Origin of the sequence: Kribbella sp. NBC_00359, assembly GCF_036097425.1 — a bacterium.
GTDB lineage: Bacteria > Actinomycetota > Actinomycetes > Propionibacteriales > Kribbellaceae > Kribbella.
On record NZ_CP107975.1, the window covers coordinates 6,000,468 to 6,025,088 of the forward strand.

Annotated in this window: 22 protein-coding genes; 11 read left to right on the forward strand and 11 right to left on the reverse strand. The window is 69.6% G+C overall.

Annotated elements, in window-relative coordinates; genetic code table 11:
* Positions 1–1,062, forward strand: coding sequence for a mandelate racemase/muconate lactonizing enzyme family protein (locus OG876_RS29415; RefSeq protein ID WP_328519895.1), 1,062 nt, complete (start codon positions 1–3; stop codon positions 1,060–1,062).
* Here the strand turns inward: OG876_RS29415 and OG876_RS29420 are convergent.
* Genes OG876_RS29420 through OG876_RS29435 form a run of 4 tightly spaced genes read right to left on the reverse strand, consistent with a single transcriptional unit; the run spans position 996 to position 5,732 of the window.
* Positions 996–2,750, reverse strand: a complete 1,755-nt coding sequence (locus OG876_RS29420; protein ID WP_328519896.1) for a Na+/H+ antiporter NhaA — start codon at positions 2,748–2,750, stop codon at positions 996–998. The two genes, OG876_RS29415 and OG876_RS29420, sit on opposite strands and share 67 nt — an antisense overlap.
* Positions 2,750–3,169 carry a VOC family protein gene (locus OG876_RS29425; protein WP_328519897.1) on the reverse strand — a complete coding sequence of 140 codons (420 nt, stop codon included), beginning with the start codon at positions 3,167–3,169 and terminating at the stop codon, positions 2,750–2,752. Before OG876_RS29425 ends, OG876_RS29420 begins: the two co-directional genes overlap by 1 nt.
* A complete protein-coding gene (locus OG876_RS29430; protein ID WP_328519898.1) occupies positions 3,169–4,878 on the reverse strand; it encodes an MOSC and FAD-binding oxidoreductase domain-containing protein in 1,710 nt (569 codons plus the stop codon). Before OG876_RS29430 ends, OG876_RS29425 begins: the two co-directional genes overlap by 1 nt.
* Positions 4,875–5,732 (reverse strand): DUF427 domain-containing protein, encoded by an 858-nt coding sequence (locus tag OG876_RS29435; protein ID WP_328519899.1) that lies wholly within the window; start codon positions 5,730–5,732, stop codon positions 4,875–4,877. The genes OG876_RS29430 and OG876_RS29435 overlap by 4 nt, the downstream gene beginning before the upstream one ends.
* Before the next feature lie 153 nt (positions 5,733–5,885).
* Here OG876_RS29435 and OG876_RS29440 point away from each other — a divergent pair, with 153 nt between their 5' ends.
* The gene (locus OG876_RS29440) at positions 5,886–8,633 is read left to right on the forward strand and encodes an ATP-binding protein (protein ID WP_328519900.1); all 2,748 of its coding nucleotides are present in this window, start codon (positions 5,886–5,888) and stop codon (positions 8,631–8,633) included.
* On the opposite strand, the gene OG876_RS29445 is transcribed toward OG876_RS29440, so the two are convergent.
* Positions 8,630–10,081, reverse strand: a complete 1,452-nt coding sequence (locus OG876_RS29445; protein WP_328519901.1) for a sulfatase family protein — start codon at positions 10,079–10,081, stop codon at positions 8,630–8,632. The two genes, OG876_RS29440 and OG876_RS29445, sit on opposite strands and share 4 nt — an antisense overlap.
* 79 nt (positions 10,082–10,160) lie before the next feature.
* Between OG876_RS29445 and OG876_RS29450 the strand changes: the two genes are divergently transcribed.
* The 5 genes from OG876_RS29450 (at position 10,161) to OG876_RS29470 (ending at position 15,772) form a co-directional block, all read left to right on the forward strand.
* A complete protein-coding gene (locus OG876_RS29450; RefSeq protein ID WP_328519902.1) occupies positions 10,161–11,180 on the forward strand; it encodes an acetylxylan esterase in 1,020 nt (339 codons plus the stop codon).
* Positions 11,181–11,256: 76 nt separating this feature from the next.
* Positions 11,257–11,673, forward strand: a complete 417-nt coding sequence (locus OG876_RS29455; RefSeq protein WP_328519903.1) for a VOC family protein — start codon at positions 11,257–11,259, stop codon at positions 11,671–11,673.
* The gene (locus OG876_RS29460) at positions 11,670–12,635 is read left to right on the forward strand and encodes an RNA polymerase subunit sigma-70 (protein ID WP_328519904.1); all 966 of its coding nucleotides are present in this window, start codon (positions 11,670–11,672) and stop codon (positions 12,633–12,635) included. The genes OG876_RS29455 and OG876_RS29460 overlap by 4 nt, the downstream gene beginning before the upstream one ends.
* A 21-nt stretch (positions 12,636–12,656) precedes the next feature.
* On the forward strand, positions 12,657–13,403 hold the full coding sequence (locus tag OG876_RS29465) for a beta-phosphoglucomutase family hydrolase (protein WP_328519905.1): 747 nt from the start codon (positions 12,657–12,659) through the stop codon (positions 13,401–13,403).
* Positions 13,400–15,772 (forward strand): glycoside hydrolase family 65 protein, encoded by a 2,373-nt coding sequence (locus OG876_RS29470; protein ID WP_328519906.1) that lies wholly within the window; start codon positions 13,400–13,402, stop codon positions 15,770–15,772. The genes OG876_RS29465 and OG876_RS29470 overlap by 4 nt, the downstream gene beginning before the upstream one ends.
* Here the strand turns inward: OG876_RS29470 and OG876_RS29475 are convergent.
* Both OG876_RS29475 and OG876_RS29480 read right to left on the reverse strand, forming a co-directional pair.
* Positions 15,769–16,038, reverse strand: a complete 270-nt coding sequence (locus tag OG876_RS29475) for a GlsB/YeaQ/YmgE family stress response membrane protein (RefSeq protein WP_328519907.1) — start codon at positions 16,036–16,038, stop codon at positions 15,769–15,771. The two genes, OG876_RS29470 and OG876_RS29475, sit on opposite strands and share 4 nt — an antisense overlap.
* Before the next feature lie 105 nt (positions 16,039–16,143).
* Complete coding sequence (locus OG876_RS29480; protein WP_328519908.1) at positions 16,144–16,977, reverse strand: hypothetical protein; 834 nt, start codon at positions 16,975–16,977, stop codon at positions 16,144–16,146.
* Positions 16,978–17,129: 152 nt separating this feature from the next.
* Here OG876_RS29480 and OG876_RS29485 point away from each other — a divergent pair, with 152 nt between their 5' ends.
* The 3 genes from OG876_RS29485 to OG876_RS29495 all read left to right on the forward strand — a co-directional run bounded on the left by OG876_RS29485 (position 17,130) and on the right by OG876_RS29495 (position 20,253).
* A complete protein-coding gene (locus tag OG876_RS29485) occupies positions 17,130–18,245 on the forward strand; it encodes a DNA glycosylase AlkZ-like family protein (RefSeq protein ID WP_328519909.1) in 1,116 nt (371 codons plus the stop codon).
* A gap of 72 nt (positions 18,246–18,317) precedes the next feature.
* On the forward strand, positions 18,318–19,751 hold the full coding sequence (locus tag OG876_RS29490) for a ricin-type beta-trefoil lectin domain protein (protein WP_328519910.1): 1,434 nt from the start codon (positions 18,318–18,320) through the stop codon (positions 19,749–19,751).
* Between the two features lie 13 nt (positions 19,752–19,764).
* Positions 19,765–20,253 (forward strand): DinB family protein, encoded by a 489-nt coding sequence (locus tag OG876_RS29495; RefSeq protein WP_328519911.1) that lies wholly within the window; start codon positions 19,765–19,767, stop codon positions 20,251–20,253.
* Between the two features lie 80 nt (positions 20,254–20,333).
* On the opposite strand, the gene OG876_RS29500 is transcribed toward OG876_RS29495, so the two are convergent.
* Positions 20,334–21,101, reverse strand: a complete 768-nt coding sequence (locus OG876_RS29500; RefSeq protein WP_328519912.1) for an SDR family oxidoreductase — start codon at positions 21,099–21,101, stop codon at positions 20,334–20,336.
* Between the two features lie 44 nt (positions 21,102–21,145).
* Positions 21,146–21,334: a DUF1918 domain-containing protein gene (locus tag OG876_RS29505; protein WP_328519913.1), complete on the reverse strand. Its 189-nt coding sequence runs from the start codon at positions 21,332–21,334 to the stop codon at positions 21,146–21,148.
* Positions 21,335–21,536: 202 nt separating this feature from the next.
* Here OG876_RS29505 and OG876_RS29510 point away from each other — a divergent pair, with 202 nt between their 5' ends.
* Entirely contained in the window at positions 21,537–22,505 is a 969-nt protein-coding gene (locus OG876_RS29510) for a quinone oxidoreductase family protein (RefSeq protein ID WP_328519914.1), read from the forward strand.
* A 3-nt stretch (positions 22,506–22,508) separates the two neighbouring features.
* Here OG876_RS29510 and OG876_RS29515 read toward each other — a convergent pair whose 3' ends face one another.
* Positions 22,509–23,153 carry a LysE family translocator gene (locus OG876_RS29515; RefSeq protein WP_328519915.1) on the reverse strand — a complete coding sequence of 215 codons (645 nt, stop codon included), beginning with the start codon at positions 23,151–23,153 and terminating at the stop codon, positions 22,509–22,511.
* A 54-nt stretch (positions 23,154–23,207) separates the two neighbouring features.
* Entirely contained in the window at positions 23,208–24,596 is a 1,389-nt protein-coding gene (locus OG876_RS29520; protein WP_328519916.1) for a sensor histidine kinase, read from the reverse strand.
* Between the last annotated feature and the right edge of the window lie 25 nt (positions 24,597–24,621).

Sequence of the window (24,621 nt, forward strand, 5' to 3'; positions counted from 1 at the left end):
ATGACACTTGCCAGGCATGTCATCAGAGCTGTCACAACCGCCGAGATCGGCTACCGGTACGTCCGTCCCGTCGGGCGCAACTCGTTCCGTGGTGATCACGGCAGCGGCGGGACGGCAACGGCGTACGTCGTGGAGACGGATCGTGGAGCCACCGGATGGGGACTTCCCTTGTCCGCAGGGGATCCGGCGCGACTCGTGGGCCGGAATCTGGCCGAGCTGATCGACCCGGATCGAGGCGTGATCGACCCCGCGGCCGAGTTCCTCGACTATCCGCTGCACGATCTGGCGGCGCGGATCCTGGAGGTCCCCGTCTACGCGATGCTCGGGTCCGCGGGTACTCCGAGGGTCCGGTGCTACAGCGGCGGCATCTACTTCGACGATCTCGATGCGGCGGAGGGGATCGAGGTGGTCCGGGCGAATCTTCGCCAGGACCACGAGCTCGGGTTCCGCGACTTCAAGCTGAAGCTCGGACGCGGGTACCGCTGGATGGACCCGCAGGCCGGGCTCGAGCGGGACATCGAGGTGACCCGGCTGGCTCGCGAGCTCTACCCGGACGCCGAGATCCTGGTGGACCCGAACGACGGCTACACGGTGAACACGTTGACGGCGTACCTCGACGCGGTCGGGGACTGCCGGCTCTACTGGATCGAGGAGCCGTTCGCCGAGCGCTGGGAGGACTTCCGTTTCCTGCGCGGGCTGCTCGGCACGTCCGGGCCGAAGATCGCGGACGGCGAGTTCGATCCGGACGAGGAGCACATCGTCAGGCTCGCGCAGGAAGGGCTCCTGGACATCGCGCTGATGGATGTCACCGGCCACGGCCTCACCGCCTGGCGGCGGACGATGCCACGCCTCGTCGACGCGTCCACCGAAGCCTCTCCGCACGCCTGGGGCCTGCCCCTCAAGACCCTGTACGCCGCTCACCTCGCCGCCGGCCTCGGCAACATCCCCATCGTCGAAGGCGTCCCCGGCCACACCGAGGGCACCGACGGCGACGGCTACACGCTGGCGGACGGGTACCTCACGCTGTCGGAGCAGCCCGGGTTCGGCATCAAGTTGCCGTAGCCAACGTTTGCTGGATGACCCGGGTCAGGGTCGGGAGGTCCTGCGGGCCGTCGTGGCGGTGGTTGTTGATGAAGAAGGTCGTGCATCTGCCAGAACTTGCCTTGCCGTCCCGCCGCTTCAGCGGCTTCGGCGGCGAGTTGTGCGTGCGGGTGCACGTCGTGCAGGGGTAAGTGCCGCCAGACGTAACGGATGTGGGTGTTCGTCGCGAGCAGTTCGCGGGCCGTGGGTGCCGCCATCTGCGTCCACGGGCACTCGAAGTCGCCGTACTCGACCACCGTGACCGCCGCATCGGCCGGACCGCGGATGTGATCGCGCTCCGGGTCGACCTCAGTTGCGAGGTCGTTCAGCTGACCACCGGTCCCGAGGAGTGCGCGAGTACGAGCGCGGACGGGCAGCAGCGCGATCACCCGGTAGAACGCCAACGTCAGCACGGTCGCGCCGAGAGCCGCGACCAGTACGCCGAGCTTCGCCTCCTCCAAGGTCTCCCCGGTGAAGGCGAGGTCCGCGATCAGCAGGGAGAGCGTGAACGGCACGCCCGCGATCAGCCCGCTGCCGACCACACCCGCCCACCCGACCGACGGTCGCACCGCACCGTGGCTGGTCCGCGTGATCAGCCAAGACGTCGCGCCAACCGCGACCGGCTTCCCCACGACGAAGGCGACGACGATCCCGACGGTGACCGGCGCGGTCAACGCTCGACTCAGCAGGCCGGCGTCGATCGCGATCCCCGCGTTCGCCAGCGCGAACAACGGCACGATGACGTAGCTCGTCAGCCGGTGATAGGTGAGCTGCAGCCGCGCGTTCGCGGACAACGTGCCGGCCAGGCCGCGTGTCGCCGTCCGCGCGAGCTCCGGCGTCGGCTGCTCCCGGAACAGGCGAACCAGCATGGTCGCCTCCTCCAACGCGTCCCGTCGAGGCACGTACGCCGAGGTCGCCAAACCAACCGCGAGACCCGCCACCACCGGGTCGATGCCACTGGCAAGCAATGCACACCACAGGACGACCGCGAGCAGTGTGAACACGGGCCGGCGGTAGGTGTAACCCAGCCGCGTGCTGGCCAGGAGTCCGCCGTACGCCGCGATCGCGACGAGCAGCCCGGTCACATGGACCTGGCTGGTGTAGGCGATCGCGATGACCAGGAGCGCGACCACGTCGTCGACGACGAACACCGTGAGCAGGAAGGTCCGGACCCGGTCGGGGACGTGCCGGCCGGCGACCGCGAGCACGCCGAGCGCCAGCGCGGTGTCCGTCGACATCGCCGCGCCCCAGCCGTGCAGGCCGGCTCCGGAATGGTTGAAGGCCAGGTAGATCAGCACGGGCACGGCCATACCGGCCAGGCCGGCCGCGACCGGGAGGATCATCCGGCGGCGGTCTCGCAACTCGCCGAGGTCGAACTCGCGACGGGCCTCGAGCCCGACGACCAGGAAGAAGAACGCCATCAGGCCGCTGTTCACCCACGTGCGCAGGTCCAGGTTCGCTGACAGCGGGCCGATCCGGATCGGCAGCTCCCTGGTCCAGAAGGCGTCGTACCCGGCGCTGCTGACGTTGGCCCAGACGAGCGCGAGCGCGATCGCGGCGGCGAGGACGGACGCGCTCGCCGCCTCGGTCCGCAGGAACGCCCGCAGCGGGCTCGTCGCGGGACCTGTCATCGACATCCCGCTCGGGTCGAGCACGGACGCTTCGGCCATCAGCGGCGGATCTCCTGCAGCGTCCAGGTGTTCCCGTCCGGGTCGGCGAGCTCGGCGAGGCTCGCGTACGAGCGCCGGTCCGGATCCGGCCCCGGAGCGAAGTCGCCGGCCCAGGTGTCGATCGGCGTCTTGTGCCGGATGTCCCCGACCTTGATGCCCCGGGCAACCAACTCCGCGTGGGCAGCCTCGATGTCCGGTACAACGAGATAGTTCGCGCGCGCCGATCCGGGCGCGGCGTCGGTCAGGCCATCGCCGAACTGGATCGAGCAGGCCGACCCGGGCGGTGTCAGCTGAACGACGCGGAACCCGTCGCGCGGGTGATAGTCCACGTCGAGATGGAAGCCGAGCGAGGTGTAGAACGCCTTCGCGGCATCGACGTCGCGAACGGGCAGAGTAAGAACTTCGAGCTTGAATTCCATCACATGTCCAGTACGAGGTCGGTGGTTGGGCGGGAACAGCAGATGAGGATCTCGCCGTCCGGAGGCGTCTCCAGCGGAGTGGGGGAGTAGGCGATCTCTCCGGACAGCAACGGCGTCACGCACGTCTGGCACACGCCGGTGCGGCAACTGAAGCGCGTCGGGACGTCGCAGGCGTCGGCCAGGTCGAGCAGACTGCCGTCGCCGGCGGGCGTCGAGAGGCCGCTGCGGGCGAACGTCACCAGCGGCCCGGTGCCGAGCTCGGCAGGTTGGTGGGGCGGACGCAGCGTCTGGTTGACGATGCCCGGGTTGGTCGACGGCAACGCGCTGAACAACTCGGTGTGGATCCGCTCGATCCCCACGCCGGTCAGCGCCTCGCGCATGTCCGTCATGAACGCGACCGGGCCGCAGATGTACGCCGTCGCATCGACCGGGAGCGCCAGGTCGACCAGCTTCTCCTTGGTGAGCCGCCCACCGGATGAGCTGTAGTAGACGTGCTCATGGGCATGCGGCAGCGTTCCCAGCACATCGTTCGCTTCTGCGGCCAAGGGGTGTTCCGCTGGTCCGCGGGCGGTGTAGATCCACCAGATTTCGCGAGTACTGCGCGCGGCCGCGAGCGCATGCAGCATCGCCATGACCGGCGTGACCCCGATACCGGCCGACACGAGCACGACCGGCTCGGTGCCGTCCTCGAGCACGAACTCGCCTCGCGGCGCGGCAACCTCCAGTACGGCGCCAGGCCGCAGCCGGCTGGTCAGGTAGCCGCTCGCGATGCCGTGCGGCTCGTGTTTGACGCTGATCCGGTAGCTGCCGGTCCCGGGCGTGGAGGACAGCGAGTAGCTGCGCACCGGGACCGGCTGTCCGGCATCCGGCAACCGGAACGTCAGGTACTGGCCCGGCCGGGCCGCGGGCAGGTCCATGCCGTCGGTCGCAGCCAGCTGGATCGAGGAGACGCTCGGGGTTTCGGTGACCACGTCGGTCACCCGCAACGCACGGAACCCCTCCCAGGCGGGCGGTGTCGCCGCTGATGTCCCCGCTGCCGTGAACGTGCCCGCGCCGGTCGCATCGGCCTCCAGGAGTTCACGGAACGACCCCTGCCAACCGGGGCTGAGGGCCGGGATCTTCAGGGCACGGCGCACACCGTCGAGGTCTCGATGCGGGAGATAGAGCAGAGCGTCGGTGTCCGCGACGCTCAACGCGCCCGGACCGGTCCTGGTCTTGACGATCGCGTCACCGGCCGCGATACGGCCCTCGGTGATCACCCGGAAGTAGAACCCCGGCCGGTGGTGCGCGACCAGCAGCGCCGGCAGCTCCGGCTCGCCCATCCGCAGACCGACCCGGTAGCAGGTGACCCGTGGCTGCGTCACCTCGAACTCGGCCTCGCCGATCCGGTACCGGTCGCCGATGCACACCTCGTCGTCCGGCAACCCGTCGACCGTCAGGTTCTCCCCGAACTGCCCGTACACGAAGTCGTCCCGGCCGAAGTGCTGTTCCCAGTGGTGGTACGACTCGATCTGGTAGACGAACACCGCCCGTTGCTCACCGCCGTGACCGGCGGTGTCGCCCTGGCCGTCACCGTCGAGGTTCAGCCGCCGTGCCATCACCGGACCGTCGACCTGCTCCTTCCACACGCCGGTGAAGACGGTCCTGCCGTTCCACGAGACGTTCTTCGGTAGGCCGACGTTCACCGAGAGCACAGTGGCACTGGTCATCCGGAGAGCTCCTCCACAGTCAGGTCACGGTCGATGCCGTGTGAGATCACACTCTGACCAGGTTCCTGCCGCAGCCGCCGTCCGTCGAGCTCGACCTCGATCTTGTCCGGCTCGAACGAGACCATCCCGGAGATCCGCCGTACCTCGGTCCAAGCGTCCTCGTACCCCCACGCCGCGCCGCGCGCGTCGCCGATGTCGTAGTAGCTGCACAAACCTTTGTAGGGACAGAATGTCTGACCCTCGACCGGCGTCAACGCCGCCTCGTCCACATCCGCGCGCGGCACGTACCACCGCGGCGCGAACCCCGACTCGTACAGCACCAGCGGGCGCGACGAGTCGGCGACGACCTGGTCGCCGGCGCGGACGACGAGCTGACGGCTGGTCTGCCGGATGTCGATCCGGTGGTAGGCGTCGGCGGCGTGCCCGACGATCCGCTCGTCCTCCTCGTAGAACGCGTCCATCGCCCGCCAGGCGAACGCGACCCGCCCCTTCAGATCGCTCGCGTAGTCCGGCAGCTCGATGTGCTGCCAGGCCGCGCGCGCCTTGGTGCTCTCGCCCGCGCTCACGGTGTACCACGACGTGACGCCGAGGTCCTTGTGCTTGGTGGTGCGATCCTCGGCCGCGAGTACGTCGGCCACGACGTCAGCGAGCGGGAAATACGCCACCGGATACCGCGCGGGCTCGTGCAGCAGTACGACGTCCTCACTGTCGGCGATCCAGGTGTCGCCGAACCGGACCCGCATCCGCCGGCGCAGCGGCTCGGCGAACAGCATCCGCTCGGGCAGCTCGACCGGAACCAGGAATCGGCCGATGGCACCCGTCGCCAGCGGTCCTTGTTGCCAGGAAAGCCCCATCACTCGACTCCGCTCAACTCAGTGGTTCGCCGCCGCTGTGCGCGGTGCTTGTTCTTCAACGTCATAGGAGCAGCTTGCGGGCGGGGCTTACGGCTTGGCATCCGCCAGTGGCTGGCCGTCTTCGCCAGCGTCCGCAAGGGATAGCGTGAGTCCGTGCATGGGCCTGCGGATCTGGTCGGGTGGCGGCGTGCGGTGGAACTGACCGGCCGCCACGCGGAGTGCGGCGTCCTCGACCAGGTGATCGGGGCAGTGCGGTCCGGGGAGAGCTGGGCGCTGGTGCTGCACGGCGAAGCCGGAGTCGGCAAGACCGCACTGCTCGACTACCTGGCCGGACAGGCGCATGACTGCCGGGTGACGCGCGTCTCCGGCGTGCAGTCGGAGATGGAGCTGGCCTTTGCTGGTCTGCACCAGTTGTGTGCGCCGGCGCTGGATCTTCTCGCGAAGCTGCCGGCACCGCAGTGCGAGGCATTGCGGACCGTGTTCGGCATCAGCGCCGGCCCACCGCCGGACATGTTCCTCATCGGTCTGGCGGTGTTGAGCCTGCTGTCCGAGGCCGCGGAGCGGCAGCCACTGGTGTGCCTGGTCGACGACCAGCAGTGGCTGGATCGGTGCTCGGCACAGATCCTGGCGTTCGTGGCGCGCCGGCTGGGCGCCGAGTCCGTCGGGCTGATCTTCGCGACGCGAGACGTCGGCCAGGTCCTCGCGGGCGTGCCTGAGTTCCCGATCGACGGTCTGCACGACACGGACGCGCGCCTGCTGCTGGACGCCGTACTGGCCGGACCGATCGACGCGCAGGTGCGGGATCAGTTGGTGGCCGAGGCCCATGGCAACCCACTCGCCCTGCTGGAGCTGCCGCGGGGGTTGACTCCGGCGCAGCTGGCCGGCGGGTTCGGGCTGCCAGGCGCCGGTGACATCGAGGAGAGCTTCGTACGCCGGGTCACCGCCATGCCGGCCGAGACCCGGCGACTGCTGGTCCTCGCCGCGGCCGACCCGTCAGGCGACGACGTCCTGGTACGACGAGCAGCCGCGCGACTCGGGATCGGTCCGGAGGCGGCGGCACCGGCGACCGACGCCGGACTGGCGGAGTTCGCGACCCGGATCCGGTTCCGGCACCCGCTCGTGCGGTCAGCGGCGTACCGCTCGGCGTCCGCCGTGGAGCGGCGTCAGGTGCATCAGGCGCTGGCCGAGGTGATCGACGCCGAGGCCGATCCGGATCGACGGGCCTGGCACCGGGCCCAGGCCGCCGCCGGACCCGACGAGGAGGTCGCGGCAGAGCTCGAACGGTCGGCCGCGCGAGCGCAGGCGCGGAGTGGCTTCGCCGCGACCGCCGCGTTCCTCCAGCGCTCCGCGGCACTGACGCTCGACCCGGCGAAGCGAGCCGGCCGGGCTCTGGCGGCCGCGCAGGCCGAGATGCAGGCCGGCGCTTTCGACTCGGCCGCGGACCTGCTGGCCATGGCCGAGGCAGAGCAGCTCACCGAGCTGCAGCGCGCCCGCGCCGAGCTGATCCACGCGCAACTCGCGTTCGTCACCAATCGTGGCAACGACGCGCCGCAGCTGATGCTCAAGGCGGCCAAGCGGCTGGAGACCATCGACATTGCGCTGTCGCGGGCGACGTACCTGGATGCGCTCTCGGCAGCGATCTTCGCCGGCGGCCTGGCGACGCCCGGCGGGGACGTGATCGACGTGGCCCGCGCGGCGGCAGGCGCGCCGCGGCCTGCCCTCGAGCGTCCGTCGGACCTCCTGCTCGACGGCACCGCGCTGTACTTCCGGGATGGCTACGCGGCGGGAGCGCAGCTGTTGCACAAGGCGCTGGCCGGGTTCCGCACCGGCCTGTCGGTCGAGGAGGAGTTGCAGCTGCTGTGGATGGCGACCACGACCTCGCTGCGCCTCTGGGACGCGGATCGCTGGGAGCAGCTGTCCAGACGGCACGTGCAGCTCGCCCGTGAGACCGGAGTCCTGAGCAACGTCGCCCTGGCGCTGACCTCACTCGCCTACGTGTGTGTGTTCGCCGGGGACCTGACCGCCGCGGCGACGTTGACCGACGAGGTCCAGGCGGCCAACGAGGCCACAGGCGGCAACCTCGCGCCGTACGGCCGGCTGGCGCTGGCCGCCTTCCGCGGCGATCGGTCCGAGACCCTCGCGCTGGTCGAGGCCACCAAACAGGACGGAAGCCGGCGCGGCGAGGGGATCGGGATCGTGTTCGCCGAATGGGCGACCGCCGTCCTCGGCAACGGTCTCGGCCGGTACCAGGACGCGGCCGAGGCGGCGGCCCGGGCCCTCGAGGATCGCCGAGACGCACTGTCGATGATGCTCGCGCAGAGTGAGCTGGTCGAGGCCGCGGTGCGGACCGGGGCGATCGACACGGCGCACCGCGCCGGGCAGCGGCTCGGTGAGATGGCCGCCGCGACCGGCACCGACTGGGTGCTCGGGGTGCACGCTCGATCCCAGGCGTTGCTCAGTGCCGGCGACACGGCCGAGCGCCTCTATCGAGAGGCGATCGGGCACCTGGAGAAGACTCGGCTCAAGGTGGACTGCGCCCGAGCCCACCTGCTCTACGGTGAGTGGCTGCGCCGCGAACGACGGCGTACCGATGCCCGCGAGTACCTGAAGTCGGCGCATGGAATGTTCGAGGCGATGGGGATGGCCGGCTTCGCCGAGCGGGCGCGCCGCGAACTGCAGGCCGCCGGCGGGACCGCCCGCAGGCGTGTCGTTCCCGCCCAGAGCGAGCTCACCGCCCAGGAGGCGCAGATCGCCCGGATGGCACGCGACGGCCTCTCCAACCCCGAGATCGCCACCCGCCTGTTCATCAGCGCCCGCACGGTCCAGTACCACCTGCGCAAGGTCTTCCCCAAGCTCGGCATCACCTCCCGCAGCCAACTGGACCAGGTGCTGCCTCGCTAGCTCCACGGCCACGTCGGGTGCGGCGTCGACGGGCCGGCGTACGGCGTGTCCGCGTAGTGCCGCTGCAGCCCGGCAAGCTGGTCGGTCAACGCCGCACGGATCTCGGCGTACGCCGGATCGTCCGCAACGTTGACCAGCTCCTCCGGATCGTTGCGCAGGTCGTACAGCTCCCACTCCGCGGCGAAGATCCGCTCCGACGACCCCGGTACGCCGAGGCCCGCGCCGTAGTAGTGGATGAGCTTGAACTCCTTGGTCCGGATGCCGTAGTGCGCCGGAGCGTGGTGATTGGGGTCGTCGTGCTCCCAGTACCGGTAGTAGATCGCGGACGGCCAGTCCGGAACGTCCGTTCCGCGTAGCAACGGCAAGAAGCTCCGGCCCTGGGACGTCGGCAGTGCGACCGCGGCCTCCAGCCCGGCCATGTCGAGGAACGTCGCGGCGAAGTCCACGTTGGTCACCATCGCGTCGCACGTGCTACCGGCGGGGATCTCCGCGGGCCAGCGGATCAGCATCGGCATCTGCAGCGACTCGTCGAACATCAGGCGCTTGTCGTACCACCCGTGCTCGCCGAGGAAGAACCCCTGGTCGGAGGTGTACACAACGACGGTGTTGTCGCGGAGTCCTTCGTCATCGAGGACGTCCAGTAACCGGCCGACGTTGTCGTCGATCGACTGCACGCACTGCAGGTAGTCCCGCAGGTAGCGCTGGTAGTTCCACCGCATCCGCGCGTCCCGGTTCTCCGGGCCGCGCAGCTCGTCCGGCAGTTCCTCGCCGAGCTCGTCCGAACCGAGGTCGTCCGCCACCGACATCCGCACGCCGCGGACCGCCTGGCTCCGGGTGGAGTAGTCGTCGAGCAGTGTGGCCGGCTCCGGGATCGATCCGACCGGATAGAGGTGCTTGTGCTTCTCGTCCGGAACCCACGGCCGGTGCGGCGCCTTGTGGTGCACGAGCAGCAGGAACGGCCGGTCCGGATCGCGTTGCCGGATCCAGTCGATGCTCTGATCGGTGACGATGTCCGTTGCGTAACCGGGCACGATCTCGGCGCCGTCCGGGCCGATCATCAGCGGATCGACGTACTCGCCCTGCCCGGGGAAGACCCGCCACGCGTCGAAGTGCCGCGGGGCGGACTCGGGGCGCTCTCCGAGGTGCCACTTGCCGAACAGCGCGGTCTGGTAGCCGCTGTCCTTGAACACCTCCGTGAACGTCGGCACCCGGTAGTCGATCTCGGTGTAGATCGACGCCACCCCGTTGACATGGCTGTAGGTGCCGGTCAGGATCGACGCCCGCGACGGCGAGCAGATCGAATTCGTGCAGTACGTCGCATCCATCCGGACCCCGTCCTGGGCCAGCCGGTCCAGGTGCGGAGTGCTGTTGACCTTGCTCCCGTACGCCGAGATCGCGTGGGCGGCGTGGTCGTCGGACATGACGAAGACGATGTTCGGACCGCGCATCACCTCACCCTAGCGGGAAGCTGTCCGGTATTGGAGATCGTTTTCCGTCGGCCTCCGGCCTGACGTAGATTCGTTGCTCATGGCCATGTTCGATCTTTCTCTCGACAAGCTCCGCGCCTACCGGCCCGAGGTGGCCGCACCCGCCGACCTGGTCGATTTCTGGCGCCGCTCGATCGAGAAGGCGCGCACCGACGACCTGTCCGCCTCGTTCACCGCGATCGACAACAAGCTCGCCGTCATCGACACCTACGACGTCACGTTCGCCGGATTCGGCGGAGCGCCGGTCAAGGGCTGGCTGCACGTGCCGGCCGGCGCCACCGGTCCGCTCCCGACGGTCGTGCAGTACTTCGGCTACTCGGGCGGCCGTGGCTTCCCGCACGCCACGAACCTGTGGGCGCAAGCCGGTTACGCCCACTTCGTGATGGACACTCGCGGTCAGGGCTACAGCGCCGGCGGCAGCGGTACGCCGGACGACAGCGCGTACGCCGGTCTCAACCACACCCCCGGCTTCATGACCGCGGGCATCACCGACCCGGAGACGTACTACTACCGCCGCGTCTTCATCGACGCCGTCCGCGCACTCGAGGCCGCCAAGGCGTCCCCGCTGGTCGACCCGGACAAGATCATCGTCACCGGCGCCAGCCAGGGCGGCGGCATCTCGATCGCGGCGGCCGGTCTCGCCGGACTGGCCGGCATCGAGTTGCTCGGCTGCGCCCCCGACGTACCGTTCCTGTGCCACTTCGAGCGGGCGCTGCAGATCACCGACGAGGATCCGTACGGCGAGATCACCCGGTACCTGAAGGGGTTCCGGCACGACGTCGACGCGGCGCTGCGGACGCTCAGCTACTTCGACGGGGTGAACCTGGGCCGGCTGGCCACGGCGCCCACGCTGTTCTCGGTCGCGCTGATGGACGCCATCTGCCCGCCGTCCACGGTCTTCGCCGCCTACAACCACTACGGCGCCCGGCCGGACGTCGCCAAGGACATCGAGGTCTACAGCTACAACGAGCACGAGGGCGGTCAGACCTACCAGCAGCTGGCCCAGCTCGACTGGTTCGCGAACATCTTCGCCGCGAAGGAGTCATCGACGGACCGATGAGTTTCCGGTGCGGGCGGCGTTACACGGTCACATGCGTCGGTCAGACTGTGACCGACCCGACCGCAGGAGGCCGTCAATGGACTGGAAGCTCGAACTCGTCATCGTCCCGGTAACGGACGTCGACCGCGCGAAGAAGTTCTACACCGAGCAGCTCGGGTTTCACGAGGATGTCGACCACAGCGCGGGGGACGCATTCCGCGTGGTGCAACTGACCCCGCCGGGGTCGGCGTGCTCGATCACGATCGGCACCGGGCTGACCAAGGCCGCGCCCGGCACCTACGAGGGGACGCACCTGGTCGTGAACGACATCGAAGCGGCCCGCGCTCAGCTGGTCGAGCGCGGTGTCGACGTCAGTGAGCCGTTCCACTTCACGGCCGAGGGGCAGCAGACCGGCCCGAGCCCGAAGCGGGCCGACTACGAATCCTTTCTCACCTTCGCGGACCCGGACGGCAACGGCTGGACGGTCCAGGAGGTGGGGAAGAGCAAGCCGTGAGGACTCTGGAAGAGGCGGCGTTCGCGGGCGACGAGTCCGCGTTCGCCGACCTCGCCGGACAGCACCGGCGTGAGCTGCACGTGCACTGTTACCGGATGCTGGCGTCCTTCGACGACGCAGAGGACGCCGTCCAGGAGACGCTGCTGCGGGCCTGGCGCGGACGGGACGGGTACGACGGGCGGACCTACTTCCGGGCGTGGTTGTACCGGATCGCGACCAACGTCTGTCTGGACGTCGTACGACGGCACACCCGGCGTACGGCGTCAGCCGGGGAGGTGCCGTGGCTACAGCCGTACCCGGACAGGATGCTCGACGAGATCGCGGCACCCGCCGACGAGCCGGATGCCGTCGCGGTGGATCGGGAGACGATCGAGCTGGCGTTCCTGATCGCGCTGCAAGCATTGCCCTCGCGTCAGCGAGCAGCCCTGATCGCGCGGGATGTGCTCGGGTGGTCGGCTGCGGAGACCGCCGTACTGCTCGAGACGAGTGTGGCGGCGGCGAACTCCGCACTGCAGCGGGCGCGGGCGACGATGCAGCAGCGGTTGCCGGCTCGTCGGACCGACTGGAGCGCGCCACGGCCGACCGCCGAGGAGCGCGACGTGCTGGATCGGTTCATCGACGCGCATGAGCGGTGTGACGCCGCGGCGGCGATCGCGATCGCGGCCGAGGACCTGCGCGTGTCGATGCCGCCGAACCCGCTGACCTTCGACGGCCTCGCCGCCGTCCTGCCGCTGTTCGAGCGGGCGTTCGGTCCCGAACGGGACGGCGAGTGGCGGCTGGTGCCGACCTCGGCGAACCGGTTGCCGGCCGCGGCGTCGTACCTGCTGCGGCCCGGGGACACGGTGTACCGGGCGTTCAAGCTCGACGTGCTCCGGGTCAGCGACGGCAAGGTCGTCGAGATCATGACGTTCGGCTACTCCCGTTTCCCGGCGTTCGGACTACCGGACCGGTTGACGACCTGAGGCACGGCCTAGTCTGGGGACATGCTGCTGGGACTACCCACGGGGATCCGGGCCTGCTTGTTCGACCTGGATGGTGTGCTCACCGACACCGCCGCCGTTCATGCCGCCGCGTGGAAAGAGATGTTCGACGAGTTCCTCCGTGCCTACGCGCAGGAGCGGGGGATCCCGTTCGTACCCTTCGACGCGCGCAAGGAGTACGACGCCTACGTCGACGGCAAGCCGCGGGCCAACGGGGTGCGGGACTTCCTGACCGCGCGCGGGATCACGCTGCCCGACGGTACGCCGGATGATCCACCGACCGCGATGACGGTGAACGGCCTCGGCAACCGGAAGAACGTGGCCGTCCAGCGGCGGATCCGGACCGAGGGCGTGCACGTGTTCGAGGGTTCCCGGCGCTACCTGCAGGCCGCTGTGCAGGCCGGACTCCGGCGAGCCGTGGTGTCGTCGAGTGCGAACACCCACGAAGTACTGGATGTGACCGGACTCGCGCAGTACGTCGAGCAGGTCGTCGACGGCGTGACGATCAGGACCGAAGGGCTGCGGGGGAAGCCCGCGCCGGACACGTTCCTGGCCGCGGCGAAGGGCTTCGGGATCGACCCGTCCGAGGCGGCCGTGTTCGAGGACGCCCTGGTCGGCGTGTCGGCCGGCCGGTCCGGACACTTCGGGCATGTCATAGGTGTCGACCGGGTCGGACAGGCCGACGAGTTGAAGATCCACGGTGCCGATGTCGTGGTCCGCGACCTGGCCGAGCTGCTGGAGGGCGAATGATCGACCGCGGGCATCATCCGATCGAGCCGTGGCGGTTGCGGGAGACCCGGCTCGCACTCGACAAGCTGGCCCAGTCGGAGTCGTTGTTCGCCTTGTCGAACGGTCACATCGGGCTGCGCGGCAACCTCGACGAAGGCGAGCCGTACGCGATCCCCGGCACCTACCTGAACTCGTTCTACGAGCAGCGCCCCCTCCCGTACGCCGAAGCCGGCTACGGCTACCCCGAGTCCGGTCAGACCTTGGTCGACGTCACCAACGGCAAGCTGATCCGATTGCTGGTCGACGACTCGCCGTTCGACGTCCGCTACGGCTACCTGACCAAGCACGAGCGGTCGCTGGACTTCCGCACCGGCATCCTCCAGCGGGACGTGGACTGGACCTCGCCCGGTGGCAAGCGGATCCGGGTCCGCAGCCGCCGGATGGTGTCGCTGACCCAGCGGGCCGTCGCCGCGATCGAGTACATCGTCGAGCCGGTAGACCAGCCCGCGCGGTTCGTGATCCAGTCCGAGCTGGTCGCGAACGAGACCCAGCCGAAGCTGTCCGACGATCCGCGGGTGGCCGCCGTACTGGACAACCCGTTGAAGCCGGTCAGCCACGACGGCGGGGAGAACGGCGTCGTCCTGATCCACCGGACGACGCGCAGCCGGCAGTTGATGGCCGCCGCGATGAGCCACGAGGTGGACACCTCGGTGCGCTACGCGATGGACCTCGATGTCCGCGAGGACTGGGCCCGGTCGACGGTGATCTGCCAACTCCAGCCCGGCGAGAGTCTGCGCGTGGTGAAGTACCTGACCTACGGCTGGTCCAGCCTGCGGTCGGAGACCGCCGTCCGGGACCAGGTCGCGGCGGCGCTGGCGAGCGCGCGCTTCTCCGGCTGGGACGGGTTGACCGCCCAGCAGGCCGAGTTCCTGGACGACTTCTGGGACGGCGCCGATGTGGAGGTGCACGGCCATCCGGAGTTGCAGCAGGCAGTCCGCTTCGCGCTGTTCCACATCCTGCAGGCCGGTGCCCGGGCCGAGCGGCGGGCCATTCCCTCGAAGGGCCTCACCGGCGCCGGGTACGACGGGCACACGTTCTGGGACACCGAGGGATTCGTCCTGCCGGTCCTGACCTACACGATGCCCGGCTCCGCCGCGGACGCGTTGCGCTGGCGGCACTCGATCCTGCCGTTGGCTCGCGAACGGGCCGAGGTGCTGGGCCTGCGCGGCGCGGCCTTCCCGTGGCGGACGATCCGCGGTCAGGAGTGCTCCGGCTACTGGCCCGCCGGTACGGCGGCCTTCCACATCAACGCGGACATCGCCGAGGCGGTGATGCGCTACCACCGGGCCACCGGCGACGACCAGTTCCTCGAGGAGGTCGGGCTCGAACTGCTGGTCGAGACGGCCCGGCTGTGGATCTCACTGGGCCACCACGACCGCAACGGCCGCTGGCATCTGCCGGGCGTGACCGGACCCGACGAGTACAGCGCTGTTGCCGATGACAACGTCTTCACCAACCTGATGGCGGCGCGCAACCTGCGCTCGGCCGCGGAGACCGCGGCCCGGCTGCCGGCCGTGGCCCGCGAGCTCGGTGTCGACGCGGAGGAGGAGGCCGCCTGGCGCGACGCCGCCGCCGCGGTGTATGTGCCGTACGACGAGGATCTCGGCGTACACCCGCAGTCGGAGGGTTTCACCGGGAACGCCGTGTGGGACTTCGAGGCGTACAAGGACAAGTACCCGCTGATGCTGCATGCGGCGTACTTCCAGCTGTACCGCATGCAGGTGGTCAAGCAGGCCGACCTGATGCTGGCGACGTACTGGTGCGGCGACGCGTTCACGCCGGAGGAGAAGGCGCGGAACTTCGACTACTACGAGCGGCTGACGGTCCGGGACTCCTCGCTGTCAGCGTGTGTGCAGGCCGTGATGGCGGCGGAGGTCGGTCACCTGGACCTGGCCTACGACTACGCCTACGAGGCGGCGCTGATCGACATGCGGAATCTGCACCACAACACCGGCGACGGTCTGCACATGGCGTCGCTGGGCGGTGCCTGGAGTGCCCTGGTCGCCGGCTTCGGCGGCCTGCGGGACCGGGAGGGTTGTCTCTGTTTCGATCCCGCGCTGCCCCAAGGTCTGTCCGGGCTGAACTTCGCGATCCGCTGGCGTGGGGCCCGGCTGAAGGTGGAGATCGATCCGGTGTCGGTGAAGTACTCGGTGCACGACGGCGAGGGCGCTCAGGTGACGATCCGGCACGCGGGGGAGGACATCCTCGTCACCGCGGACAAGCCGGTGATCCGGACGCTGGACAAGCGCACGCCGTTGCTGCCCCGCCCGCCACAGCCACCCGGCCGCGAACCGCGGGCGGCGATGGCGAGCAACGAGCTGGCCGGCTAGCGCTCGAGCGCTGAGTTCTTGCCGCGGGCCGACAGCGACTCCGCGGTGCCGACCAGCAGCACCGACGAGATCACGGCGACGATGAAGCCGAGCACGTTCAGCTCGAAGATGCCGCCGGTGCCGAGCAGGCTCGCGATCGTGCCACCGATCACGGAACCGGCCAGCCCGAGCAGCAGCGTGGCGAGCAGACCGAGCTTCTGCTTGCCGGGTGTGAAGAGCCGGGCCAGCGCTCCGATGATGAGGCCGGCGACGATGAAGCCGATCATGGTGTGTGTCCTCCGAGTGCTAATGGGTCTCTGCATCCAGTGTCCGGCCCCGATGGGGTCCCGTGCAGTGGAGTTCACCCTGATCGCACCCGGAGCGGACCCTGGTCAGGCGCGCGCCAGCGCTTCGAAGAGCCTGGTGGTCTCGAGCAGGCGCGGGGTCCGCTCGAGCATGTTCAGGACGGCGGTTCCGGTTCGTTCGGTGGCACGCTCGTCGTGGCCGAGCAGTTCCTTGTAGCCGGCCCGGCAGGTGGACTCCGCACCGAGGATCTCGGCGTACAGCTCGACGTCCGCCAGGTCGGGGTGCGCCCTCAGCAGTTGCAGAGTGTTCTTCACGCACCTGATCAGCGTCGGCCTGGCCTTGTTCGACTGGAACCGTGACAGCAGCTGGTCGGCCAGCCCCTTCGCCACGAAGTACTCCGCACTCGACACCTTGTCCCGCAGGTAGCGCACGCCGGCGGCCTCGTGGATGTCGTCGGTGAGCGCGCAGACCGCCCACTGCGGCGGCACGATGAACACCTGCGTCGCCGGTACGTACGCCGGCAGCCCGCGGTCGGGGGCCAGCGGACCGCTGTTGATCACCGCGTTCAGCGCCGCCTTCGACGCCTGGTCGGTTGGATTCGCGTACGGCGCCATCACCAGCCGGGACGCGAATCTCGCATCCGGTACGACGATGACCGACAGGCTGCCGGTGTTCTTCAACAGCAGCGACGTGTGGGTCGGGTCGGTGCTGGCGTCGAGCCGCACGCCGTCCATCTGGGACTCCGGCTCGAGCGGCTCGGTGGACTGCGAGCAGTCCTTCGCCGGCTTGAGTACCGCGGCCGGGGTGCGCGGGATGACGATCGACGGGGTCCCGACGGGCGCACTGTCCCCGGAGTCCGCGTCCTCCGCACTCGAACAGCCCGCGACGGCGACCGTCGCGATCAAGACCGCAATGGGCACAAGCGCCCGACCACGCACCGCCACGATGACCCCCCACTGCCGAGCTCCCAGATCCCCACCTGCTCGGTTCAGCCCAGTCTCGCATCACGCGGAGTAGTTGGACAACGTTCCGGCGGCCGCGAACTGTCCTGGGCGTGGCTTAGCCTCGCGGTATGACTGTCCATCAGTTGTCCCGGCGGGACGCGCGGCGCCTCGCGGTCCGGGCGCAACTGCTGACGAGTGAGCGGCCGGCCGGGCTGTTCGAAGTGGTCGAGGGACTCAACGTGCTGCAGCTGGATCAGACTGCCCACATTGCGCCGAATGCTGACCTCGTCGCGTGGAGCCGGCTCGGATCGTCGTACGACGTGAGCGAGTTGGCCGACGCGCTGGCGACGCAGGAGCTGCTGGAGCTGCGGGGGTTCGTGCGGCTGCCGCAGAGTCTGGCACTGTTCCGGGCCGAGATGGCGGCGTGGCCGGCCAGCCGGACGCCGGATGGGAAGCTCCTCGACGACCAGGTGTACCGCCGCGACTGGGTGCAGGCGAACGAAGGCTGCCGGCTCGACATCCTCGAACGGCTGCGTCAGGACGGCCCGTTGCTGATGCGCGACCTGCCGGATACCTGCGTTGTGCGGTGGACGTCGACCGGCTGGACCGACAACCGGAACGTCTCGCAACTGCTCGAGTTCATGATGCAGCGTGGCGAGGTGGCGATCGCGGGCCGCGACGGTCGCGACCGCCTGTGGGACCTTGCTTCGCGGGTGTATCCCGACGAGCCGGTGGTCCCGGTCGAGAAGGCCCGGCGGATCCGGGACGAGCAGCGGCTGCGCTCGATGGGCATCCTGCGGGCGAGGGGCCCCGCGTGCCCGGGCGAGCCGCTCGACGGCGGCGTCGCGGGGGAGCCCGCCGTCGTCGACGGCGTCCGCGGTGAGTGGCGGATCGACCCGGAGCTGCTCGGCCGGCCCTTCTCCGGACGTACGGCGCTGCTCTCGCCGCTGGACCGATTGGTGTACGACCGGAAGCGGCTGGCCGAGCTGTTCGAGTTCGACTACCAGCTGGAGATGTACAAGCCGGTCGCCAAGCGCAAGTGGGGCTATTTCGCGCTCCCGATCCTGCACGGCGACGGCCTGGTCGGGAAGGTCGACGCCACCTCGGACCGCAAGGCCGGCGTCTTCCGGGTCGACGCGATCCACGAGGACGCGCCGTTCTCCAAGTCGCTCGGCACCGCCGTCCACCGCGAACTCCGCGACCTTGCGCAATGGCTCGACCTGGAGCTTGTCATCATGATGTGACGCCGGTCACATCTCATGTTGACGCAAACAGAAGGCATTGACGGTGCTACATGTTTACGTGAACATCGCCGCGTGAGATCAACAGTTCGCCGTATCGCCGCCGCAGCGCTCGCTGCCACCGCCATCGCAGCTGCCGTCACCATCCAGGCCGAGGCGTCACCCACCGCGACGCCGACCGCACCCGCCGCCGCGCCCGCGGGCGGCCCGGCCGGGACCAACGACTTCCGGGGAGTGAACTGGGCCGATCCGCGGGACAACTACGCCGACGACGAGGTGGTCCCGTCAGGACTGAGTACGACGGACGACTACCGGACGACGTACCGGAAGGCCACCGGGATCGTGGGCGAGTTCCGCAAGGAGCTCAAGGCCACCACGATCCGCTTGCCGATCAACCCCTCGAGCGTGGGGACCACCTGGTGGAGTTCCTACCGCGGGGCGATCGACGCGTCGGTCGCGAGCGGCTTCAAGGTCATCCTCAGCTACTGGGAGGCCGACAACGCCAAGGACGGCCGGGTCGACGACCCGGTCCAGTACGCGGCGATGTGGGACGCGGTGGTGAAGGCCTACGCCAAGAACCCGCACGTCTACTTCGAGCCGATGAACGAGCCGTTCGGCTACTCGCTGACCGAGTGGGTGTCGCTGACCTCGTCCTGGATCGCCCGGCACAGCGACGTCCCGCGCAGCCGGATCGTCATCTCCGGCACCGGCTACAACGACAACGTCACCGGTGTCGGTGCGGCGCCCGAGCTGACGGGCACGCTGCTGTCGCTGCACTTCTACGGTTTCTGGGCCTCCGACACGACCGAGGCGGCCTGGCTGGCGAACCTGCGGCCGCGGATCGGTTCGTACGGCTGGCGCACGATCATCGACGAGGCCGGCTCGCCGATGACGATCGGGCTGAACTACGGCAACCACGAGGGCAACGTCTACACGGCGTACCTCGGTGCGCTCACCCAGGTGGCGAACGAACAGAAGATGGGCATCGTCTACTGGCCGGGCCTGCGCACCGGCGACTCGTACTCCATGACGACGCAGGTCGGCCCGGCCGACCTCCAGGTCAACAGCCAGAGCGGTCGCGCCCAGCTGTGGTGGGGCTGGGGCCTGCTGAAGAAGGAGCCGACGAACACCCTGCCGCCCGCTCCGCCGGGTGAGCCCCTGCGTGGTGTGGCCAGCGGCCGGTGCGTCGACGTACCCGGCTTCTCGACGACTCCTGGTACGGCGCTCGACCTGTGGGACTGCAACAACGGCGGCAACCAGTCGTGGAACTACACGGCCGACAAGCAACTCACCGTGTACGCCGACAAGTGCATGACCGCCGGCACCTCGGTCACGATCGAGGCCTGCACCGGTGCTACCAATCAGGCCTGGGAAGTCAACGCCGACCAAACGGTCACCAGTGTTGCCATCCCCACCCTCTGTCTGACCGCCACCGGGACCGGCAACGGCGCAGCCGTCAGCACCGCCCCCTGCAACGGCTCCGACGACCAGAAGTGGACCCGCTCCTGAATACAGTCTCCGGATGGAGAGCTTGGTTCGTACGGCGGGGGAGCGTGACGTACTCGAGGCGTTTCTCGACTCGCATCGGCAGGTCGCGGTGGACAAGCTCCGCGGCCTGTCCGAGTCGGACGCGCGGCGCCGGCTGGTGCCGTCGCTGACCACACCGATCGGGTTGGTGAAGCACCTGGCCGGCGTCGAGCGGAACTGGTTCCAGCACATCGTCGCCGGGCGCCCGCGGGACGAGATCGCCGGAGACGCGCGCGGTGGTGACGCCAGTTGGCAGATCGAGGACAGTGAGACGGTCGCCGGGATCATCGCGGCCTTCGAGGAGGCCTGCGCGGAGTCGCGACGGATCGCGGCCGGCCTCCCGCTCGACCACGTCGTGTCCCGCGAGGATGTGGACGACGTCTCACTCCGCTGGATCTACGTGCACCTGATCAGGGAGCACGCCCGCCACGGCGGCCACGCCGACATCCTCCGCGAGCAGATCGACGGGGTCGCCGGAGCCTGATCGGGGCGCTCGCGACGGGGACGGTGTGGTGTTCGTCGCCGAGACCGATGCCGATGGCAACAGCCCACAAGGCCCGAGGGTCAGGCGAAGCCGCCGTTGCTCAGGAGGAGTTGGGCGTTGATCCACTGGCCTCGCGGGGAGCAGAGGAAGTCGACCAGGTTGGCGGTGTCCTCCGGCGTACCGAGGCGACCGAGCGGGGTCTGCCGGGTGCCGGCGGCCCGGATGGCGTCGTTCATCCAGCCGGTGTCGATCGGACCGGGGTTGATCACGTTCGCGCTGATGCCGAGGTGGGACAGTTCGTGCGCGGCGGCCAGCGTGATCCGGTCCAGCGCGCCCTTGCTCGCGCCGTACGGGAGGTTGTTGACCGTGTGATCACTGGTCAGCGCGATGATCCGGCCGGTGCCGGGCGCTCCGGCGAAGCGGCGCCCGTACTCGCGGATCAGCAGCCAGGTCGCCCTGGCGTTCACCGCGAAGTGGCGGTCGAAGCTCTCGATGGTCGTGTCGAGGATTCCTGAGTCGACGGACTCACAGTGACACATCACCAACGCCGTGACGTTGCCCAGCCGCTCCTCGGCGGCGGCGAAGATCCGCTCCGGCGCCGCCGGGTCCACCAGGTCCGCCTCGATCGGCACCGCGGTCGCGCCGAGCTCGGTCAGCTCCTTGGTGATCTCGGCCGTCGCACCCGACTGGACGCCCCAGTCCATGCGTTCGTCGTACGCGGTCCAGTAGGTGAACGCGATGTCCCAGCCGGAGGCCGCGAGCCGGCGGGCGATGCCGGCGCCGATGCCGACGGTCCGGCCCACGCCGGTGACGAGGGCGACTGGGCGTTGCGGGTCCGGCTGCGTCATGGGGCGATCCTGCTGGATGGCCGGTCAGGCGGCAACCGGATTCTTCACTGCGCGTGGATGATGTGCGCGTCCGGGCCGGGGAAGAACAGGGACTCGGTGTCGGTGTCACTCCAGTGCACCAGGTACGGCGGGGCGCCGCCCGGGTCGTGCACCTCGACGATCTCGCCCTGCCGCCGGTGCGCCGACAGGTGGTTGCTCTCGACAACAACCTGGTCGCCCGCCACGGCCTTCACCGGACCCACCCGCTCTCGCCGTTCATCAGTCTCTCCTCGTCGCTGGTCGGGCGACGACGACCCGTCGCCCGGGCACACCTCCAGCTTGGCCCCACAGCCCCGCCCGCACCACCCCTCAGCCGCTGAATCTGGCCGCACCCACGCCTTGCCAGGATGTGAGATCACCGCCGGCCGTGGCCTGTTCGCGTGTGACGGTGGGGGCATGCGCGCTGTCGGATTCACGAAGATCAACGGGGAGATCGTCGAGCTGGAGCGGCCGGTGCCGGAGCCGGGTCCGGGTGAGGTGCTCATCCGGGTCTCGCACGCCGGAGTCAACTTCGCCGAGGTCCAGCACCGGCGCGGTGACTTCGGGGAGCCGGAGCCGGAGGGCGACGTGCCCGGGCTCGAGGCGGCGGGCGTCGTGGCAGCGGTCGGAACGGCGGTCAGCGGACTCGCGGCCGGCGACCAGGTGACGGCGTACCTGCCGGGCTTCGGCGGATACGCGGAGTACGTGATCGCACCGGCCGCCTTCACCTATCCGATCGGGGATCTCGATCCCGTGGTGGCGGCGGGGGCGCCGACGGTGCTGACCACGGCATACGGACTGCTGGCCGGCGCCGGGCGGTTGGCGGCCGGGGACACGGTGCTGGTGCATGCCGCGGCCGGTGGGGTCGGCACGGTCGCCGTGCAGATCGCGAAGGCGCTGGGTGCGGGGAAGGTGTTCGGCACGGTTGGTTCGGCGGACAAGGCGGCGTACGCGCGGCAGTTCGGGTACGACGAGGTGGTCGTGCGTGACGGGTTCGCGGACCGGATCCGGGAGCTCACCGGCGGGCGCGGAGTCGACCTGGCGCTGGACTCGGTCGGTGGGCAGACCCGCGCTGACAGCCTCGGCGTACTCGCGGTGTTCGGTCGGCTGGCGGCGTACGGGGACGCGGGGAACCATCCGGATCTGACCCTGGCGGTCCGGCCGCTGTGGAAGAGCAATCAGTTCGTCGGCGGGTTCAACATCGGGGATCTGGCCCGCCGGGCGCCGGAGCTCGTCACGCGCTTCGGCCGTGCCGGGCTGGACCTCGTAGCCGCCAAGAAGGTCCACATCGACGTGACCGACGTGCTGCCGCTCTCCGACGCCGGCGTGGCCCTCGACCGCCTGGCCGCCGGCGCGAACCGCGGCAAGCTGGTCCTGTCCGTCTGATCGTCAGTGGATGTCGGTGGCGAGGCGGGCGGCGAGGGCGGCGAAGATACCGGCGGTGACGCGCTCGAGACGGCGGCGAACGCTGCTACCGGCGCGGAAGAACCGCTCGGTCAGACTGCCCGCGACCAGCGCGGCGGTGGCGTCGACCGGGAACCCGACGGTGATGAAGATCCCGCCGAGCACCAGGAACTGCGTGGTCGCCGGCCAGCTGCCCGCGCCGGTCGTGATGAACTGCGGCACGAACGCCAGATAGAACAGAATCACCTTCGGATTGGCCAGGTTGGTCAACGTCGCCATCAGATAGGTCCGGCGGAGCGTCCGCTTAGGTAGCTCCAGCGTCTCGCCGGGCTCGCCGACCTCCTGCCGGCTGGCGCGCCAGGTCAGGTAGGCGAGATACAGCAGGAACGCGGCACCGGCGACGCGTACGCCGTTCAGCACCTGAGGTGCGGCCTGGATGAGCGCACCGAGACCGACAGCGGCGGCCAGACTGTGCACGGCCAGACCGGTCGACATCCCGGCCGCGGCCACCACACCGGCCCGGCGCCCGCCGACCGCCGCATTGGCCACGATGAACAGCATGTCCGGTCCCGGTACGACGCTCACCAGGAAGACGGCAACCACGAACCCCAGCACCACCGACAGATCCATCCGCTCATTTTCGCCCCGGGGTGCCCACGACGCCGGGGTATTTCCGACCCGTGGTCAGCGAGGGAGGGTGATGGTTGCGGTGGTTCCGCCGTCGGGAGAGGGCGTGAGGGTGATGGTGCCTTCGTGGGCCCGGGTGATCTCGAGAGCTATGGACAGCCCCAGGCCGGAGCCGCCGCTGGCCCGGGCCCGGCTGGTGTCCAGGCGGACGAAGCGTTCGAAGACGCGGAGGCGATCGGCCTCGGGGATACCGTCACCGTCGTCGGCCACGGTGATCACGGCTGACCCGTTCTGCTCGTCGGCGGTGAGGTGGACGGTGGTGTGGGCGGCCCGCGCGGCGTTGTCGACCAGATTCCTGAGCACTTGGCTGAGCCGGGCCGGATCGCCGACCACGCGGACGGGATGAACCTCGCTCGTCACGGTGAGATCGGGTGCGGAACTCCGCAACCGCTGGAGCTCCGCCGCGACCAGATCGTCGACGTCGACGTCCGTACGCTGCATCCGCAGGCCGGTGTCGTCCGCCTTCGCGAGCAGCAACAGATCCTCGACCAGCCGCCGCATCCGCTCGGTCTCGGCCTCCATCACCAGATGCAGTTCCTGCCACGCATGCCCGGTGGTGTCGGCTTCGATGACCTCCAACGCCGCTGTCAGCGTGGCCAGCGGCGATCGGAGTTCGTGGCTCGCATCCGACACGAACCGCCGCTGCATGGCCTGCCCGGTCTGCAGCCGGTCGAGCATCTCGTTCATGGTCGCCGCGAGCCGCGCGATCTCGTCCCGGGTCGCCGGCACCGGGACCCGCTCGGTCAGATCTCCTGACCCGATGCCCTGCACCCGCGCCCGGATCCGCTCCACCGGCCCGAGCGCCTGCCCGACCAGCAGCCAGCCCGCCACCCCGACCACGACCAGCAGGACCGGGAACCCGATCAGCAGGTACTTCGTGACCGTGGCCACCGTGTCGCGCTGGGTCTGCACCGACGATGCGACCACCACGGTGTACGTCTGGCCGCCGTACGACGCACCCTGCGTGACGATGAGGTACGCGTGGTCGTCGTCGAGCAGCGGCATCTCACCGACCTCGGCCCGCAGAACTACCCCGGACGCGGGACGGAGATCCGTGAGTGGCCTGCTGTCGACGCGCGTCGACGAGGCGGCGACGACCCGCCCGGACGCGTCCAGGACCTGGATCAGCTGGCTCGGCCGGGTCGTGTCGGTCAGGTCCCGCGCGAGTCCCGCCGTACCCTCCTCGGACACCTGGCCGGCCACGTCGGCGAGCCGCCCGTCGGCCGCGTCCGACACACCGGTGATCAGCGCGCGCTGGAGGAGTAGCAGCAGTACGGCGGCGCCGAGCCCCATCGCCACCGCGACAACGATGACTGCCGCCGCGGTCGACCTGCTCCGGACGCTGGCGCGCCGCAGCCCGACTCCGATCCTCCGCCACGCGGCCAACACACCGTTCCTTCCCGGCAACCGA